The following is an 18,726-nucleotide window of genomic DNA, read 5'->3' as shown; positions in this document are numbered from 1 at the left end:
GGTTAAAACGCCGATTATTACTCGCTATGGCTATAGGGTTCAGATAAGGTGCTTCTAATTTAAAGCAGTAGCACTTTTAGTGAGTGAGCAATAGGAATGATATGAGCAGTAATTCAAAATCCATACATGAACAGAAAAGTGAATCTACCCCCAGTCAATCGCAAACGAATCCATCCAACAAACAATATCAATATCAACAGCAACATAAACCCAGTTCAACCTTTAACTCTCGAGATGAGTATTTAGAGCATGAATTAACGATTATGGATCCAAAGCGCTGGCGCCCTAATCTCCCAGGCAAAGACTATCGCTTTGAACTGGAAGACACCATTCCAGCAATGGCTGCAACCATAGGTAAAGTGGTCATGGTCGGCGCCATTGCCACCACATTTGCAACCTCACTTGGCCTTGAAGAAAGCTTTATTCTGGAAAATGTTCGTTACGAACTCATTATTGCCGCTTTCTTCATTGTCATTTTTTCAGGATTTTTATTGCCTACAGCAAACTTAGCTGGCACCCACGGACCGCTTATTCCCATTATTCCAATTGTGGTTGCAGCAGGCGGCCACCCAATGGCATTTGGACTACTCATTGGCGCCTTAGGCTTAATTCTTGCCATCAGTAAAGGCGGGAGTATGCTCGCCAACCTCACCAGTAAAGGGGTTTGTGGCGGACTCTTGCTGTATCTGGGGTTTGTTGGTACTGCATCACAAGTAAAAAAACTGTATGCATGGGCCAACAGTATCGGTATGGAACACATCGCATTTATCGTGATTTTCTGCACCATTATTTTATATGCCTTACTAGAGCACTGGCGAAAACGTTGGCTAGCCGTGCCATTAAGTTGCTTACTCGGTGGTACGTTGGCCTTTGCCCTCGGCGCGCCATTTGAGTTTCAAACTGCGCCAGGTTTACCGAACATGAGCCCAATGTACTGGTGGGGAGAAAGCTCAGGTTGGATGCTTGGCTTACCGACTCTTGAAAGCTTTATCGTGGTTTTGCCCTTCGCTGTGCTCGCTGTCGCGATGTGGTCGCCAGACTTTTTAGGTCATCAAGTATTTCAAAAGATTAACTACCCGTTGCGCACTGAAAAAGTGCATATGAATATAGATGACACGATGACCAGCGCTTCAATTCGTCAAACCTTTGGTTCAATGCTTGGGGGGGCCAACTTCACTTCATCTTGGGGCACATACATAGTCCCTGCGGCAATTGCTAAACGCCCCATTCCTGCAGGTGCGCTACTGACAGCCTTGTTCTGTGTTATTGCCGCACTTTGGGGTTATCCAATGGATTTAGCCATTTGGGAACCCGTATTGTGTGTCGCCTTAGTCGTTGGGGTATTTATCCCACTTCTTGAGGCTGGTATGGAAATGACTCGAGAAGGAAAAACCACTCAATCAGCTGCGATTGTGGTGTTTTCGTCAGTATTAGTTAACCCTGCTTTTGGTTGGTCACTGACAATGCTATTGGATAATTTAGGTTTAATAGGCTGTAAAGATCGCAGTGCTAAACTCACCAAAATGAACCGCTGGATAGCCCCTAGCGTTATGTTTATCATTCTTACAGGGGTGATGGCATTAGTTGGCTTACTACCAGGTATTCCAGCCATCATTTCAGGATTAAACTAACGGTTCATTCGCCAAAAATTCAAGCTAGCTGAGCGCCAATGACATAACTGAGAAATAAACAGACAGAGGCTTGAACCTACAAGCCTCTGTGAATAAAGCCGCCAAACTGCTTTTGTAGATCCAAATATTAACAATAACCGCCAATCCCCCAGCTTATCGAGCTTACTCACCAACTTGAAAAATATTCGACATTATAAAAAAACAGTCTATTTACACTTACTTAGTATTTAAATTAAAACAAACTGTGTTATAAACGAATAACAGGGTTAAATAAAAAACAATTCGATGTTAATTTAAAAATCTTTGTGTTAAATCAATGTTAATCACAAACTTTTATGGTTTGCTTGAATAGTGTCGGCATATATCGCCTTAAAACGAGCAAAGAATAACCATATAAAGTAAACCAAAGGTACCTAAAGCGTATTGCGCTGATACCGTTCAATTTATGAATGTGCAATCAATAGAATTATAAAAAAGGGGTTCATATGAGGATCATCCAACTCTTAGCGCTATTAACGTTCACACTCACTTTTTCACTATCAGCAGTTTCGAGTAACGCTAAAAATGAAGAGCAGCTCGTTCTTTCATCTTGTTTATCAGTTAATAAAACCGCATCTGAGATGTCGACTCAAGCATGTTCCTACTATATTCAAGGCTTTCTTGCTGGCTCATTCAACACCAGTCAACAGTATGAACTAAAGAACACATCGGGCGGATTCACCGATAGAGCCTATCGCACCCGAGTCGGTAAACAGACATCAAAAATACTTCCAACTGAGGTGTGCATACCTGCAAATGAAACCAAAGAGCAGTTAGTTGGGCGTATCGTCGATAGAACAATTGAGCAATTGTCACCGACTACAGATTCATTGCAAGGGCTGCACAGTCAAATTTATCAAGCAATCGCCAACGAATCGTCGTGCGAGCAGCAAGATTAACGGCAACAGAAATTAAAAAATAACTTTTACCGGCAGGCTAAGTTTTAGCTAGCAATAACTCACACTAAGTATTGATTAATATGACACAAGAAATTAAACGCAGCGTCGTGCCAAGCCATCGGCTTAGCTTGATATTAACACTGGCGCTATTTTGGTGGATTAACTCCAATTACAGCAACCCTTTATTATTATCTTTAGGGGCTGGCTCAATCATGCTGGTGCTCTATATTGCGCAAAAAATGGATGTAATCGATCAAGAAACTCATCCTATTCGCCTTAATGCCCACATGCCCAGTTACGCTCTATGGCTAGTTAAACAGGTCATTTTGTCGAATATCAGTGTGGTTAAACATATTTGGATGGGTAATAAAAGTATTACCCCCGTCCTGACCACCATAGACACGCAACAATGCTCAGATATTAATAAAGTGATCTACGCTAACTCCATCACCTTAACCCCAGGAACCGTAGCGATAGACTTAATTGATGACCAACTCACCGTTCATGCTTTAGATAATGCTGATATCGACACACTTAAAACCGGAGAGATGGATCGCCGGGTAAGGGAGCTTGAAAACTAATGTTAGCCGCTGCCACAATCGCCATTCTAGTTGTTATGTTACTTGCGATCATTCGCTGCATCGTCGGCCCCACCCTTTACGATCGGATATTAGCGTTCAACTTTTTTGGCACTAAAGCCATTTTGTTGATTTCCGTTTTAGGGTTTTTAATGGGTCGCCCAGAGTTTCTCGACATCGCCCTCGTCTACGCCCTCATTAACTTTATCAGTGTTATCGGCGTATTACGTTACTCAGATTCTACCGAATTTAAAGTCGCTCCTTATAAATCTCATCCAACCAAGGAGACTAAAGAATGAGCTTGTTACTCGAAATCTGCAGCGGTATATGCCTGCTAATAGGGAGTTTTTTATGCTTTTCGGGTGGGATAGGCATTATACGTTTCCCAGACTTTTACACCCGCATGCATGCTGCAAGTGTTACCGACACATTAGGCGCAGGCTTAATTCTCATTGGCCTTATGCTGCAAAGCCCCAATGGTATGGTCTTAATTAAACTGATATTGATTTTAATTTGTACGCTGTTCATTAACCCATCTGCCAGTCATGCATTAGCAAAAGCGGCACTACATAATGGCTTAATACCAAAAGAAGCTAAGCGTGCAAATCTGGGAGGGAACAAGTCATCGAAGCTTTAGTTGATATCATACTATTAGTATTTTTAGTGGTGATTGCCATTGCAATCGTGCGCATGACTGACCTATTAGCCGTTGTCATGTTAAGCGGTATTTATGGCTTATTATCTGCCTGTTTCTTTGTTGTACTCGATGCAGTAGATGTGGCCTTTACCGAAGCATCTGTTGGTGCGGGAATATCGGGTTTACTCATGTTAGCGGCCATTACAATGACAGGCCGAAAAGAAGCGCCAAGGCGTCATAAGCCTCTTTTATCATTATTTGTCGTACTGGTTACAGGCGGCATGTTGATATATGGCACAATGGATATGCCTTACTTTGGCGCCGTTGATGCCCCAGTTCACCAGCATGTGGCCCCTCGCTATATCCATGACTCTATGGAAGAAGTCGGCGTTCCTAATATTGTGACCTCAGTGTTAGGCAGTTACCGTGCCTTTGATACGTTAGGCGAAGTTGCGGTTATTTTTACTGCTGGTATTGGTGTGCTGTCATTACTCAGATTACCACGTCGTCGTAAAAATCCTCAATCAGATGAAGCGACTGAAGAGCAAATGCACGAACGTCATATGGTCGTGCGTATTGTCAGTAAAGCCCTCATTCCTTTCATCTTATTGTTTGCACTCTATGTGCAATTCCATGGTGATTTCGGCCCTGGTGGTGGTTTCCAAGCAGGGGTAATTTTTGCTGCTGCGATTATTCTATACACCATGTTATTTGGCTTAGAAACCGCTCAAAAGGTATTTAATCCAGCCCTCATTCAACTTCTTGCCGCTGTTGGACTATTGCTTTACGCCTCCGTTGGAGTTGTTTCAATGATTAATGGCGCAAACTTCTTAGATTATAACGTTTTAGCCGAAAATCCACTCGATGGTCAACATATCGGGATCCTATTGATTGAACTAGGAGTCGGTATCACGGTTGCATCGGTCATGCTGAGTATCTTTTTTAATTTTGATGCCCGCAGACAAGCCCAGCAAAACAATAACAAGCAAAAAGGGGAGCAAGATGTTTCTCGGACTCTATAACTACTGGATTGTAGTCCTGTTGATGATGATTGGTTTTTATATCGTCATCGCCCACGGTAACTTAGTGAAGAAGTTAGTCGGACTCACTATTTTCCAAACCTCGGTGTTTATCTTTTATATCAGTGTCGGCGTTGTCGAACGAGGCAGTGCCCCCATCCTAGCTGAAGGGATCAGTGATTACTCTAATCCTTTGCCCCATGTTCTGATCCTAACCGCGATTGTGGTTGGTATTGCAACCACAGCACTTGGGCTTGCGCTGGTCATCAGAATCAAAGAGTCGTATGGCTGTATTGAAGAAGATGAGATCCAAAAACAAGATCAGCTAAACGAGGAAAAATCATAGTGCTAGCTCACCTGCCTATTTTACAAGTCGTGCTGCCGCTAATGGCGGCCCCACTATGTTGGTTTTTAAACCGTTCAAAACTGGTGTGGATATTTGCCTTATTGGTCTGTGCTGCAACTTGTGTCAACAGCATACTATTGCTGATAGAAGTAATGAAATCAGGGACCATCATCTATGAACTCGGCGGTTGGGAAGCCCCTTGGGGGATTGAATACCGCATAGATAAGCTGAATGCCTTATTGTTGCTCATTATCTCAACCATTGGCACTGTCGTCCTGTTTGCCGCTAATACCAGCATACAAAAAGAATTGAGCGAAGATCGCCACACCCTGTTTTATAGCCTCTACCTATTATCACTAACAGGTATGTTCGGGATTGTTGCGACCGGCGATGCTTTTAATGTCTTTGTCTTTTTAGAAATTTCTTCACTCTCTGCCTATGCGTTAATTGCATTAGGTAAAGACAGACGCGCACTGTGGGCTGCATTTCAATACCTGATTATGGGGACGATTGGTGCCACGTTTATCTTGATTGGCATTGGTATGTTGTACCAAATGACTGGCACATTAAACATGAGTGACCTTGCTGTTCGCTTAGTTGATGTTGGCCATACCCGTACTGTGTTTGCGGCCTTTGCCTTCTTGATTGTTGGCATCTGCTTAAAACTGGCGCTTTTTCCGCTTCATCTTTGGTTACCAAACGCATATGCCTATGCACCTTCAATTGTAACCGCCTTTTTAGCGGCAACCTCAACCAAAGTAGCAGTGTATTTATTAATTAGGTTTACCTTTACCGTATTTGGCATCAGCTTCTCATTTACCAGTTTGCCTTTACAAGACATTCTAATGGTACTTGGACTCGTAGGTGTTTTTGTTGCTTCTATCACTGCGATTTATCAGCAAAATGTCAAACACATCTTAGCTTACTCAAGTGTTGCTCAAGTCGGTTATATGATTATCGGTTACTCCATCAACACCAGCACGGGTGTCATGGCAAGCTTACTTCACCTGTTTAACCATGCGTTGATGAAAAGTGCATTATTTTTAGCATTAGGCGCCGTCATGTACCGCATTGGTAGTGTTCAACTAAGCCAATTCCAGGGGCTAGGCCGACAAATGCCATTAACCATGTCTGCAATTGTCATCGGTGGATTAAGCCTTATTGGTGTGCCATTGACGGTCGGTTTTGTCAGTAAGTGGTATTTGCTCATCGCCAGTGTTGAAGCAGGTATGTGGCCAGTTGCCGCACTGATCCTCTTAGGTTCGTTATTGGCCATTGTGTATATCTGGCGCATTGTAGAAATGGCCTACTTTAAGCCGCCATTACCTGGACGTGAAACGGTTAAAGAAGCTCCTTGGACTTTCCTTGGTCCTATTTGGGCTCTTGTCATCGCTAATATCTATTTCGGTATCGATACTCGCCTGAGTGTGCAAGTTGCACAGGCGGCTTCTCAAAGCTTGTTTGGAATAAACCCATGAATCCATCTTTGGCGCTGATGTTACAGCTAACTATATTATTGCCTCTGCTGGCAACACTTGCTATTGCAGCAACAGGCAGTAAACCTAATCTTCGAGAGGCTGTTACCATCAGTATCAGCCTTGTGGTGCTTTACTGTGTTGTTAACCTCTATCAAGCACTTAAAGCTGGTGCGAACATTGAGGTATCATGGTGGGAGCTCATGCCTGGCTTAGAAGTCAGCTTTGTGATTGAGCCGCTTGGCATGCTATTCGCTCTGATTGCCAGCTTCCTTTGGTTAATTACCACCATTTATGCCATTGGTTATATGCGTGGTCATAATGAAGATAACCAAACCCGCTTTTATATCTGCTTTGCTTTGGCGATTAGTGCTGTAATGGGGCTCGCTTTTTCTGCTAACTTATTTACTCTATTTATCTTCTACGAAGTGTTAACCCTATCAACTTATCCGTTAGTGACCCATGCTGGCACAGATAAGGCTAAACAAGGTGGTCGTGTTTATTTAGGGATCTTACTCAGTACCTCTATCGCCTTCTTTTTGCTCGCCATTGTATTAACTTGGTTAATCAGTGGCACACTTGAATTTACCGCTGGCGGCGTATTTGATGCCAATGTTGATACCACAATTGCTGGCGCTATCTTAGTGTTGTTTATTTTCGGCATTGGTAAGGCTGCAATGATGCCGTTTCATCGCTGGTTACCAGCAGCGATGGTTGCTCCGACCCCAGTTAGTGCACTACTCCATGCGGTTGCTGTGGTAAAAGCTGGGGTATTTACTGTACTTAAAGTTTGTATCTTTATTTTTGGTCTCGACCTACTACCGACATTGCCAACCACTGAATTTTTACTTTATCTAGCGGCTATTTCAGTATTGTTAGCCTCAATCGTAGCAATGAGGCAGGACAACTTAAAAGCCAGACTAGCCTACTCTACTGTGAGCCAACTCGGTTATATCACCATAGGAGCACTCCTTGCCACACAGTCGGGAGTTATCGGCAGCTCAATGCATATTGCCTCTCACGCTTTTGGCAAAATCACCTTGTTCTTCTGTGCTGGCGCCATTTTGGTGGCCAGCCATAAATCTAAAGTCAGTGAAATGCGTGGGCTAGGTTTTACCATGCCTGTCACTATGGCCGCTTTTTTCATTGCTAGCTTGAGTATTATTGGCGTGCCACCAGCTGGAGGGACCTGGAGTAAATGGTTCTTGCTAATGGGCACCATCGAAACAGGTTACTGGTTCGTGATGGTAACCTTAATGCTCAGTTCTCTACTCAATATCGCGTATTTACTGCCTATCCCTTATCACGCATTTTTCCCTGGTAAAGGTGAGGCACCTGAACATCGCGGCATAAAAGAAGCGCCTTTACCTTCTTTGATCGCATTAACTATTACTACGTTAGGCTGCTTGATTATGTTTATCCATCCTCAGCCCTTTTATGAATTGGCGAAAGCTATCTTGACTGTATCTGGAGTTAGCCATGGACAATGAGAAGCTGTATTTTTTCGATAAGCCCAAAAACATTCAGCTTATTTTATATCTGCTATACGCATGCTGCGGTGTGCTTGTGGTGCTTGATTTTGTGATCCATCGCCACGTTTATCATAGCTGGGAAAACCTCCCCATTTTCTATCCTATTTATGGCTTTGTCGGCTGTGTCATTTTGGTATTAATTGCCAGCTGGATGCGTACCTTTTTGATGCGACCTGAAGACTATTATGGCCCCGTTGAAGCGCCTGATGACAGTAAAATTGAAATAGTCGACGTCAGCGATGGCCATGCCAAAGAAGCTAACAATAACAATGAAGGTGATCGCAATGTGGATGCTTGAGTTACCGCCGTTTGTACTCTTTTTGATTGGCGGATTAATCGCTGCAACGACGCGAGGAAAGCTCCGTGGCGCATTGATGATTGCGATTCCAATCATCAGTGGGTTGCATTTATGGACAGTGCCAGAAGGCATCCACCTGCAATTAACGTTTTTAGACTATGAACTCATCCCCTATCGAGCTGATAAATTAAGCCTGATGTTTGGCTATATTTTCCATATCGCCGCATTTATTGGCATCGTCTACTCATTGCACGTTAAAGACACTGTGCAGCAAGTTGCTGCAATGCTTTATGCGGGTAGCGCCATTGGTGCGGTGTTCGCCGGCGACTTGCTAACCCTATTTGTGTTTTGGGAGTTATTAGCCTTTACTTCAGTCTTTTTGATTTGGGCTCGTAGAACCCCTGCTGCTTATAGCGCTGGGATGCGTTACCTCATTATGCAAGTTCTCTCGGGTGTCATTTTACTGGCTGGCGCACTGTTTTATATCAGTGAGACTGGCAGTATCGCCTTTGACTTTATCGGCTTAGACAGCATAGCGGGCTGGCTTATCTTTATCGCTTTTGGCATCAAGTGTGCTTTTCCTTTTGCTCATACTTGGCTTACCGATGCTTATCCAGAAGCGACACCAACAGGCACTGTACTGCTTAGTGCGTTTACCACTAAGGTAGCCGTTTATGCACTGGCTCGAGCCTATCCTGGCACTGAGCTACTCGTATATATTGGCGCTGCGATGACCTGCTTCCCAATTTTCTTTGCCGTCATTGAAAACGACCTACGTCGCGTACTGGCTTATAGCTTGATTAACCAAGTGGGCTTTATGGTGGTCGGTATTGGTATCGGCACCTCGCTTGCACTAAATGGCGCGGTATCACATGCCTTTAATGATGTGATATTCAAAGGCTTACTGTTTATGAGCATGGGCGCAGTGCTGCATATGACAGGGCGAATAAACGGCTCTGATCTTGGTGGTCTTTATAAAACCATGCCTAAGACCACCATACTGTGTATTGTGGGTGCGGCCTCTATTTCAGCATTCCCTCTGTTTAGCGGATTTGTCAGTAAATCGATGGTGATGACGGCTGCAATGGAAACGGGCCATGATTGGGTTTGGTTAATGCTATTGTTCGCCTCTGCAGGTGTGTTCCATCATGCTGGTATTAAAATTCCTTACTTTGCCTTCTTCGCCCATGATTCAGGCATTAGAGCAAACGATCCGCCAAACAACATGCTATTGGCAATGTTCATTGCTGCCTGCCTGTGTATTGGGATTGGTATTTACCCAGCGGCGCTTTACTCATTATTGCCATATGATACGGGTTATAACCCTTATGATGCGACCCACGTACTCGCACAAACACAGCTGTTATTGTTCTCGGCGCTGGCCTTTGTGTGGTTAAATCTTAAAGGTAAATATCCGCCAGAATTGCGCTCAACTCACCTTGATGTCGATTGGGTATATAGACGTTTAGTCCCTAATATATTGCAACGTATGTTTGCGGTTATTTGGAAAGTCGATGCTGATGTACGTCAGTCAATTCGTGGCAAACTAAGTCAATGTCAGGCATTTTTAGCCCGCCAATACAAAGAAGGTGGTAGCTTTATCTCAAGCGACTATCCGTCTGGCAACATGGTGCTTTGGGTTGCTGTTATTCTTGCAACCTATCTGTTTATTGGCTTTGTAAATTAACCTAACTGGTAGAGTTGATTTAAATAAAGAGCACGCTAGCTTGTTTTGCTAACAAGGGTTACATACAGGCTAGCGCACTTGTCATTTTTCATTTGCCATTTTTCACTTAGCATATCCTTAAGCTTTCGTATTTTTAGCCTCTGTTTTGAACATTGATCTTACGCCGATTAAGTCGATATCAGTTAATCTGCTCACACAATTTCGATTCTGGTTGTGCTTTAGAAGCAATGTTTCACTCTTTATCATTTACAATGTCATCACGACAATAAATAATAACGCCCATTATGATTTCTTTTGAGCTGAACTATGTCTACTACTAATAACGCTGAAATTTTTGCTAAGGCAGAACAAATATGTCACAACAAAGGCGTTAAACTTACAGCGAAAAGAAAAAATGTATTAGGTGTGTTACTTGATTCTAGTAAGCCTTTATCTGCTTATGAAATTGTCGATATATATCGCACGACTCATAATGAATCATTAGCGCCAATGTCTGTTTACCGAATGCTGGATATATTGAGTGAATTGGCACTGGTTCATAAACTATCATCAGAAAACAAATACCTTGCTTGCTCACACATCACTTGTACTCATGAGCATCAAGTCCCGCAGTTTTTAATCTGTAAAAGCTGTGGCAAAGTTGCAGAAAAAGGCATTCAAACTAGTGTAATCGAAGCATTAAAAGAAAGTATTAACCAAGCCGACTTTCAGCTTCTAAACTCTCAAATAGAATTACAGTGCCTCTGTAATGACTGCGCTAATCCAAGCGAGAAAGGCTAATTCTTCACAAGGCAGCATTCTGCCAGAGATACTAAAAAAACAGTGATGGCCTCGTTAGATTGATAATAACTGTATAACGGTTAACGAGGCTATTTCCTAGTGAGCCCAACGCTTGCTTAACGCTTATGTCAGCGTCCAAATTAAACAAACAACTAAGCTAATCAAGCCTTAAGCTGGCAATTTCTAAACAAAAAAGTGACTAGTGCTTACCCAAGCCTAGCTGAATCCCCCCTTCTTTCGTTGACTTAATTGCCCCTCTATTTAACTGACTTTGCCCTTTAACATCGTTCATATTTTCCTGTTTATCGACTCCTGTCACAATTGCTCTTCCCTATAAAAACGCGCTTGCTCCCAACGACAACACAGATTCATGTGGTGTTAAAAAGTTAAAATACAACCAACTTGCATATTTGTTCCTTATTTCTTCCTTATTTGTTAAACACAATCAAAATAACCCAACATTTTTTCAAAATAATTATAACCTTGGTGTCTAATATGCAGTTCAAATTATCCCTTCTGTTAACCACTTTCTTTGGTGTTATTAGTTTAACCTCACCAGTAAAAGCCAGTGGAATCGACTCTGACGATGATGGTGTAGCCGACGCAGTTGATGTGGACATTGATGGCAATGGGTTAATCGAAATCAATAGCCTTGAGCAATTCAACAATATCCGTAATAACTTAGCGGGCACAGCTTATGACAACGGTATTAGTGAGAACACAACAGGTTGTGGTAATAACGACGACATTATTGCTTGTTTTGGTTATGAGTTAACCACTAACTTAGATTTTGATGAAAATGATGATGGTGTTAAAAACGACACCTACAATACGGGTGAAGGTTGGACACCTATTGGCACCCTCGCTGCACCTTTTACAGGTACGTTTGACGGTAATCATTTCACGATTGCAAACCTATACATCAACAATACGTCTTTAACAGGCGATGACGACAGTCTTGGTTTATTCGGTCATGCTGAAAATACCACTATCGAAAACCTTCATGTTAATGGTCAGGTAACAGCTAGCGGTTATTACGTTGCCGGCCTAGTTGGTTACATCTATGGTAGTACCCCGAGTGTCATGACCAACATCTCATTTACCGGAACAGTAGAAAGTAATCAAGCTGGGGCTTATGCCGGCGGTATTGCTGCTCGTGCGAGCCAAGCAACGATTAAGCAATGTTTAGCCACTGTTGATGTAACAGGCCAAGGTGATGCCGGTGCATTTGCAGGAGAGTTAGTAAATGGTAGCGTTGAAAACTGTCTAGTCAATGGCTCTGTCATTACCTCTGGCACAGTCGGCGGCGGTTTTATTGGTAACCTTTCAAGTGCAGACGTCACTAATGTCGCCTCTCATGCTAAAGCCGAGGCGAATAATGCTGTGGGCGGCTTAATTGGCAGCGTTGCTTCTTCATCGTCAACCATTACAAATAGCTTCTCAACAGGCTCTGCTAAGCAGGCATTTAATAAAGGCGGACTAACAGGCTCTGCACTTGGGACTGTGACAGATTCATACTGGGATACCCAAGCCAGTGGCAACGCGACAAGTGGCTCAGGTACTGGCTATACCACAACTGAGTTACAAGCGCCGGTTACTAACGCTGGTATCTATGCCAATTGGGATGAAGCCTATTGGGATTTTGGTACATCTAGTCAGTACCCTTCACCTATTATCAACGGTGTTGCTTTTCACGATAGAGATAATGATGGCGTTCCAGATTCATTAGACGCTTTCCCTGATGACGCCGCAGAATGGGCAGATACTGATAACGATAATGTCGGTGACAATGCTGATGCTTTTCCTAATGATCCAACAGAATGGTCAGATACTGACGGCGATTTAATTGGTGATAATTCAGATCCTGATATTGATGGTGACAATGTTGCCAATGAATCAGATCTATACCCATTTGATGCGACAGGWTCAACTGCTGCACACGATGTTGACATCGATGACGATGGCTTAATTGAAATCTCAACGTTGGCTCAGTTACACGCGATACGTGATGACTTAGCAGGTAATAGCTTAAGCGGTGTTACCGCAGGTTGTGCCGGTTTAACTGACGGTACAGGTTGCATTGGTTACGAATTAACCACAGATTTAGACTTCGATACTGATTCTGACGGTGATCTGTCTGATGAAACCTACTACAACGCAGGTGAAGGTTGGCAGCCTATTGGTACTTCCGATGACCGCTTTGCTGCCAACTTTAACGGTAATGGCTTCACCATTCATAACCTATTTATCAATCGCCCAGATGAAGACTATCAAGCACTATTGGGTTATGTAGCCACGGTGAGTGTCACGAATATTAATATCGACGGTGATTTAACTAGCGTCACAGGCTTGAATAACTCAGCATTCTTAATTGCCCGAAACAGCAGCGCTGATTCAGCGGTGCTGAGCAATATTAACGTGCAAGGTACCATCCTTGGTAATGATGACAGCGGTTTAGTTGCAGGTCGACTTTATAACTTAGATGCGGATCAAGTTCATGCACAAGGTAATATCACGTCGATTTCTATTACTGATGACGCAGGTTCTGATACCGGTGGTTTGTTTGGTCAATTATCAGGGACCAACACCTTAGATAACGTGAGTTTTGAAGGCGATATCCAGGCCGTAACGTCTGCAGGCGGCTTAATTGGTGATGCTGAAAGTGTCACGATTAACGATAGTTACGCGATTGTAGATATTACCCTGATTGATGAAGCTGGCATTGAGACAGATATTGAAGTCGCAGGCGGTCTTATCGGTAAAGTTGAAGGCACAAGCGTGTTAACCCGAGTGTTTGCCCAAGGCAGCATTACTGCCCCCAAGATTCTAGGTGGTTTAATTGGTGATATTGATGGTGCGACAGAGGTGGTTGACTCATACGCTGATGTTTCACTGTTAGGTGACTCGATTATTGGTGGTATCGCAGGTGACCTAAATGCAGATTCAACATTTGAGCGTGTCTTGGCATATGGTGCTATTAACACCAATGATGATCAAAATACCGAAACAGGTGGCCTTTTAGGTTACAGCACATCAAATACATTATCTGTTGTGTATGCCCTTTGGGATACCGAAGCAACTGGCATATCGAGCACATTCAACAATTCAGGCGCGGGTTATACATCTGAAGAACTGCAATGCCCTACAACACCTGTTGATATTAATTGTAACAGTACCGCTTATACAAATGACTGGTCTTCAGCCAACTGGGATTTCGGCACGTCTGAGCAATATCCAGCATTATTATTAAGTGGCAATTTATACCGCGATGCTGATGCTGACGGTTACTGGGCGTTTGAAGATGCATTTGATAACGATGCGACTGAATACCTAGATTCTGATAACGATGGCGTGGGTGATAACGCAGACGCCTTCCCTAATGATCGTAATGAACAATACGATACCGATGCTGATGGTGTTGGTAACAATGCAGATAACGATGATGCCGGTGACTTAGTCACTGCTTATGGCTTAAACGGTATTGCTTCAGCTTATGTGCWTAACGGCGATAGAGAAATTTATATTACTGACGCCATTGCTCACGATAATGGTCTGTACCTTATCGGTAGTGCATATTACGACGTCCATACTGATGATAGTGGTGTGATCATTGATATGGATAATTCAGGTGCCATTAACACAGATTTTGCTGAAAGCGGTATTCTTTATGCAATAAACCAAGATCTAGCGACTCACTTTAAACTAGCACTAACAAATGAAAGCGGCATTAAAGTCGCAGGTGATAAAGACAATCAAGTATTTATCGCTCAGTATGATGCAACTGGTGCTTTAGATACTAGCTTCAATGAAACGGGTATTTACGATAATGAAGATGGTTTCATTACCCGTGGTGTTGATGTTGCTTCAACATTATCTGATGGCAGCACGGTAATTTACGGTAAGTACACCTATCAAAACTTCGCACATAAGCTCAGCAGTGACGGCACTTTTGATACCAATTTTGGTGATGCTGGTAGCTTGGCAATTGGTGAGCCAGAATTAGGTAGCTACATTTATGTGCTAGATACCATCATGCTTGATGATGATAGCCAAGTGTTAGCAATGCAGAAACAAGATCGCACTTTCTATCTGACCAAAATTGACGTTGATGGCAACATTGATACTAGCTTTGGTACGGATGGCGAGCTCGCACTTGATAGCGATATGTTTACCCGTTCTATTAAATTAGCTAAAGACGCAGAAGGCAATGTTTACGCTGCGGGTACAACATCAAACGTTGCTAAACGACTCAGTGTACTGAAAATTGTTGATGGCCAACTTGACAGCACATTTGCAGACAATGGTTATTCGGCCAACGATTTTGACGAAGATGTTAGCGTCTGGAATGTTCAAGATATTCAGATTCAACGTGACGGCCGTATACTGGTATTAAGCGGTTTAACAGCTGATTACGCCCATGTTGTTCGCTTTACTGAAAATGGTGAATTAGATAGTCAATTCAATACCGTAGGCTATGTTCGCTTAGATGTACAAGATTACGACCCAATCAAATTAATCCTTCAAGACGATGGTAACTTGTTAATCGCCGGTTCTGACTGGAATGGTTTTGGCATTCACCTAGTCAATATGCTTAATGACTACGACCTAGACGGCGATGGCTTAACTAACTCGAATGATCGAGATGATGATGCGGATGGCGTTGAAGACATCAGCGATGCCTTCCCTCTTGACCCAACTGAAACGTTAGATTCAGATAACGATGGTATCGGTGACAATACTGACGCATTCCCATTTGATGCTAATGAAACAGTTGATTCCGACAACGATGGCTATGGCGATCAATCAGATGCCTTCCCATACGACAGCAGTGAATGGTTAGATTCTGATAATGATGGTGTCGGTGATAATGCAGATGCCTTCCCTAACGACGCATCTGAAACATTAGATACTGATAACGACGGCGTGGGTGATAACGCAGATGCTTTCCCGAATGACGCATCTGAATCGTTAGATTCAGATAACGACGGCGTTGGTGATAATGCAGATGCCTTCCCTAACGACGCATCTGAAACCTTAGATACTGATAACGACGGTGTCGGTGATAACGCGGATGCTTTCCCGAACGAAGCATCTGAAACCTTAGATACTGATAACGACGGTGTCGGTGATAACGCGGATGCTTTCCCGAACGACGCCTCTGAAACGTTAGATACTGATAACGACGGTGTCGGTGATAACGCTGATGCTTTCCCGAATGACGCATCTGAAACCTTAGATACTGATAACGACGGCGTTGGTGATAATGCAGATGCTTTCCCGAATGACGCATCTGAATCGTTAGATTCAGATAACGACGGTGTCGGTGATAATGCAGATGCCTTCCCTAACGACGCATCTGAAACCTTAGATACTGATAACGACGGTGTCGGTGATAACGCGGATGCCTTCCCAACGGATCCAACTGAAACGTTAGATACGGATAACGACGGTATTGGTAACAATGCTGATAATGACGATGATGGTGATGGTGTTATCGATGCAAATGACCCTAACCCGCTCGATCCTAATGACTCAGACACACAAGCACCTGTGATCAGTCATGTTGAAAGTATGACATTTGAAGCAACAGGTGAGTTAACTCAAGTGCAAGTACCTCAGCCATCAGTGATGGATGATAACGATGCTTCACCTGAACTAACTGTGGATACGGATAACTTCACCTTTAGCTTAGGTGAGCATGTCATCACTTGGACAGCGACTGATATGTCGGGCAACCATTCAAGTGCTGAACAAGTTATCACCATTGTCGATACTACAGCGCCAAGCTTTGACGATTTAATCGATATGTCAATTAATGCCCAGGGGCGTTTAACCAATATTGCTAACTTAGTGTCGCTATCTGCGACTGACTTGGTCGACGGTGACATCACTGTAAATATGATGGGTGACACTTTACTGGCTTCAGGAAGTCATATTGTTGAAGTAGAAGCAACTGATGCCCTTGGCAATATGGCAGTATCGTCATTTAATCTCGACATTGTGCCAATGCTAACCTTGCCTTCTCAACGCCCTGTTGAAGCTGGCGGCGAATACACTATTAATGCTTACTTAAATGGTGAAGCGGCACATTACCCAGTGCAGATTTCATATAGCTTACTCGTTAATGGGTTTGTTAATAATCAACTGGTTGCAGATATTGAAGCAGGTCAAATTGGGCAGCTCGACATAGCGATTCCTGAAAGCGTGACTAACGAAGATCAATTGCAGCTTCAGTTAGATTATGGTGTAAATGCATTTATTGGTGATGCCAACATAACTGAATTCACCCTGATAGAACGAAATGTTGCGCCTAGAATGAACCTCACAATGCGCCAAAATGGCCGAGTAATTAGTGTTATCGATGCCAATAATGGCATGGTTACCATCACTGCAAATGTGCGTGATATTAACCAAAACGATACTCACAACCTCACCTGGTCAAGTATTGATGGGCTCGTTGATGCAGCCATTGACGAAAACCTAATGACATTCGAAATAGAACCAAGCTTATTACAGTCTGGTGTTTATCAAGTTAATGCTATTGCTACTGAAACCAATACTTCTGATGTCTTCTCTGTCTCTCGCACGGCGCAATTGGTGATTGCCGACTTGCCAGCGTTAGGCAGTGATGTTGACTCAGATAATGATGGTATCCCAGATAGCGATGAAGGATATGCTGATAGTGATGGTGACGGTATTGCTGATTATTTAGATAATGATGCTAACGACACCCGCTTACCGACGCAGAACGATGCAGAGCCAGCTCACACCGAAGACGGCTTATCAATGACGCTTGGATTGTTTGTTTCTCGACTCGGTATTACCGCAGATTCAGCAAGTTTTTCAATTGAAGACTTAATCGCGTTATTACAAGCTGGCGATGCCGATCCTCAAGATGCGTATTTTGAGACTATCACGCCTGTTTATAACTTCATCGTTAATGGATTAAGTGAGCAAGGTGAATCTGTTGCAGTGGTAATTCCATTAGCAGAAGGTCAAACATTACCAGCTGATGCTATATACCGTAAGTACAACCCAGCACTAGGCTGGTATAGCTTTGTTGTTGATGCCAATAACAGCATCAGCTCTGCATTGGCGGATGAAAACGGTAACTGCCCACTTGTTAATGATGCAACTTATGCTCAGGCCTCGGCGCAAGGATTAATTGAAGGTAACAACTGTATTCGATTACTCATTGAAGACGGTGGTCCTAACGATATCGACGGTCTCGCGAATGGCTCAATTGAAGATCCCGGAGTGGTTGCCGTGCAAACAGGCACACCTCCTGTGAATACTGCGCCATCGCTAGTGCTTGAGAGCCACAACAATGAAGTTGAAGAAAACAGCAGTATTACCCTGATAGCTGTCGGTAGTGATGCAGAGAATAACTCACTGAGTTATCAATGGCAGCAGTTATCAGGCCCAGCTGTATTACTTGAAAATCAAACAACCAATCAACTGACTCTGACAACACCAGAAGTCAGCACTGATGAAGTGATTGAGGTTCAAGTCACGGTATCTGATGGCGAACTCAGTTATTCAGTAACGACCAGTTTAACCGTTACCAATAAAACTGAGGTAGAAACAGAAGAACCTACGCAGCCTGAACCTGAGCCAGAGTCAAAGTCGAGCAGTGGTGGTGCTTTGGGTATTTGGTTCATGTTATTGATGCTAATCAGCTTCAGTCGCAGAAGGTACAAATAAGAAAGTACAAATAAGCTTAGACAAGCCGACAGTACTGCATAAAACATAGCGGATCGCCTTAACAACGTCGCCATCTTCTTTATTACCGCAAAAGAAGATGG

General features: G+C 43.3%; 13 protein-coding genes. All 13 read left to right on the top strand.

Translation table 11 applies throughout. From position 1 onward, the window contains the following. Positions 1 to 101 precede the first annotated feature (101 nt). The 13 genes from A9267_RS16020 (at position 102) to A9267_RS21835 (ending at position 18,625) form a co-directional block, all read left to right on the top strand. Complete coding sequence (locus A9267_RS16020) at positions 102 to 1,631, top strand: DUF3360 family protein (RefSeq protein WP_065109881.1); 1,530 nt, start codon at positions 102 to 104, stop codon at positions 1,629 to 1,631. A gap of 485 nt (positions 1,632 to 2,116) precedes the next feature. Beyond that, a complete protein-coding gene (locus A9267_RS16015; RefSeq protein WP_055022564.1) occupies positions 2,117 to 2,569 on the top strand; it encodes a hypothetical protein in 453 nt (150 codons plus the stop codon). Positions 2,570 to 2,649: 80 nt separating this feature from the next. Then, complete coding sequence (locus tag A9267_RS16010; protein WP_055022565.1) at positions 2,650 to 3,150, top strand: Na+/H+ antiporter subunit E; 501 nt, start codon at positions 2,650 to 2,652, stop codon at positions 3,148 to 3,150. Next, entirely contained in the window at positions 3,150 to 3,446 is a 297-nt protein-coding gene (locus A9267_RS16005; protein ID WP_065109880.1) for a monovalent cation/H+ antiporter complex subunit F, read from the top strand. Before A9267_RS16010 ends, A9267_RS16005 begins: the two co-directional genes overlap by 1 nt. Beyond that, positions 3,443 to 3,784 carry a monovalent cation/H(+) antiporter subunit G gene (gene mnhG / locus A9267_RS16000; RefSeq protein WP_065109879.1) on the top strand — a complete coding sequence of 114 codons (342 nt, stop codon included), beginning with the start codon at positions 3,443 to 3,445 and terminating at the stop codon, positions 3,782 to 3,784. The genes A9267_RS16005 and mnhG overlap by 4 nt, the downstream gene beginning before the upstream one ends. A gap of 26 nt (positions 3,785 to 3,810) precedes the next feature. Then, positions 3,811 to 4,806 carry a Na(+)/H(+) antiporter subunit B gene (locus A9267_RS15995; protein WP_269454733.1) on the top strand — a complete coding sequence of 332 codons (996 nt, stop codon included), beginning with the start codon at positions 3,811 to 3,813 and terminating at the stop codon, positions 4,804 to 4,806. Then, on the top strand, positions 4,787 to 5,149 hold the full coding sequence (locus A9267_RS15990) for a cation:proton antiporter subunit C (RefSeq protein WP_055022568.1): 363 nt from the start codon (positions 4,787 to 4,789) through the stop codon (positions 5,147 to 5,149). The genes A9267_RS15995 and A9267_RS15990 overlap by 20 nt, the downstream gene beginning before the upstream one ends. After that, positions 5,149 to 6,627, top strand: a complete 1,479-nt coding sequence (locus A9267_RS15985) for a monovalent cation/H+ antiporter subunit D family protein (protein ID WP_065109878.1) — start codon at positions 5,149 to 5,151, stop codon at positions 6,625 to 6,627. Before A9267_RS15990 ends, A9267_RS15985 begins: the two co-directional genes overlap by 1 nt. Continuing rightward, positions 6,624 to 8,114 carry a monovalent cation/H+ antiporter subunit D family protein gene (locus tag A9267_RS15980; RefSeq protein ID WP_055022570.1) on the top strand — a complete coding sequence of 497 codons (1,491 nt, stop codon included), beginning with the start codon at positions 6,624 to 6,626 and terminating at the stop codon, positions 8,112 to 8,114. Before A9267_RS15985 ends, A9267_RS15980 begins: the two co-directional genes overlap by 4 nt. Continuing rightward, positions 8,104 to 8,454 carry a hypothetical protein gene (locus A9267_RS15975; protein WP_065109877.1) on the top strand — a complete coding sequence of 117 codons (351 nt, stop codon included), beginning with the start codon at positions 8,104 to 8,106 and terminating at the stop codon, positions 8,452 to 8,454. Before A9267_RS15980 ends, A9267_RS15975 begins: the two co-directional genes overlap by 11 nt. Further along, the gene (locus A9267_RS15970) at positions 8,441 to 10,141 is read left to right on the top strand and encodes a Na(+)/H(+) antiporter subunit D (protein ID WP_065109876.1); all 1,701 of its coding nucleotides are present in this window, start codon (positions 8,441 to 8,443) and stop codon (positions 10,139 to 10,141) included. The genes A9267_RS15975 and A9267_RS15970 overlap by 14 nt, the downstream gene beginning before the upstream one ends. A 306-nt stretch (positions 10,142 to 10,447) precedes the next feature. Beyond that, positions 10,448 to 10,921: a Fur family transcriptional regulator gene (locus tag A9267_RS15965; RefSeq protein ID WP_055022573.1), complete on the top strand. Its 474-nt coding sequence runs from the start codon at positions 10,448 to 10,450 to the stop codon at positions 10,919 to 10,921. A 495-nt stretch (positions 10,922 to 11,416) separates the two neighbouring features. Beyond that, the gene (locus A9267_RS21835) at positions 11,417 to 18,625 is read left to right on the top strand and encodes a choice-of-anchor U domain-containing protein (protein WP_065109875.1); all 7,209 of its coding nucleotides are present in this window, start codon (positions 11,417 to 11,419) and stop codon (positions 18,623 to 18,625) included. Positions 18,626 to 18,726 lie beyond the last annotated feature (101 nt).

Origin of the sequence: Shewanella sp. UCD-FRSSP16_17, assembly GCF_001675935.1 — a bacterium.
Classification (GTDB): domain Bacteria; phylum Pseudomonadota; class Gammaproteobacteria; order Enterobacterales; family Shewanellaceae; genus Shewanella; species Shewanella japonica.
This window is presented reverse-complemented; position numbering and strand designations above follow the sequence as displayed.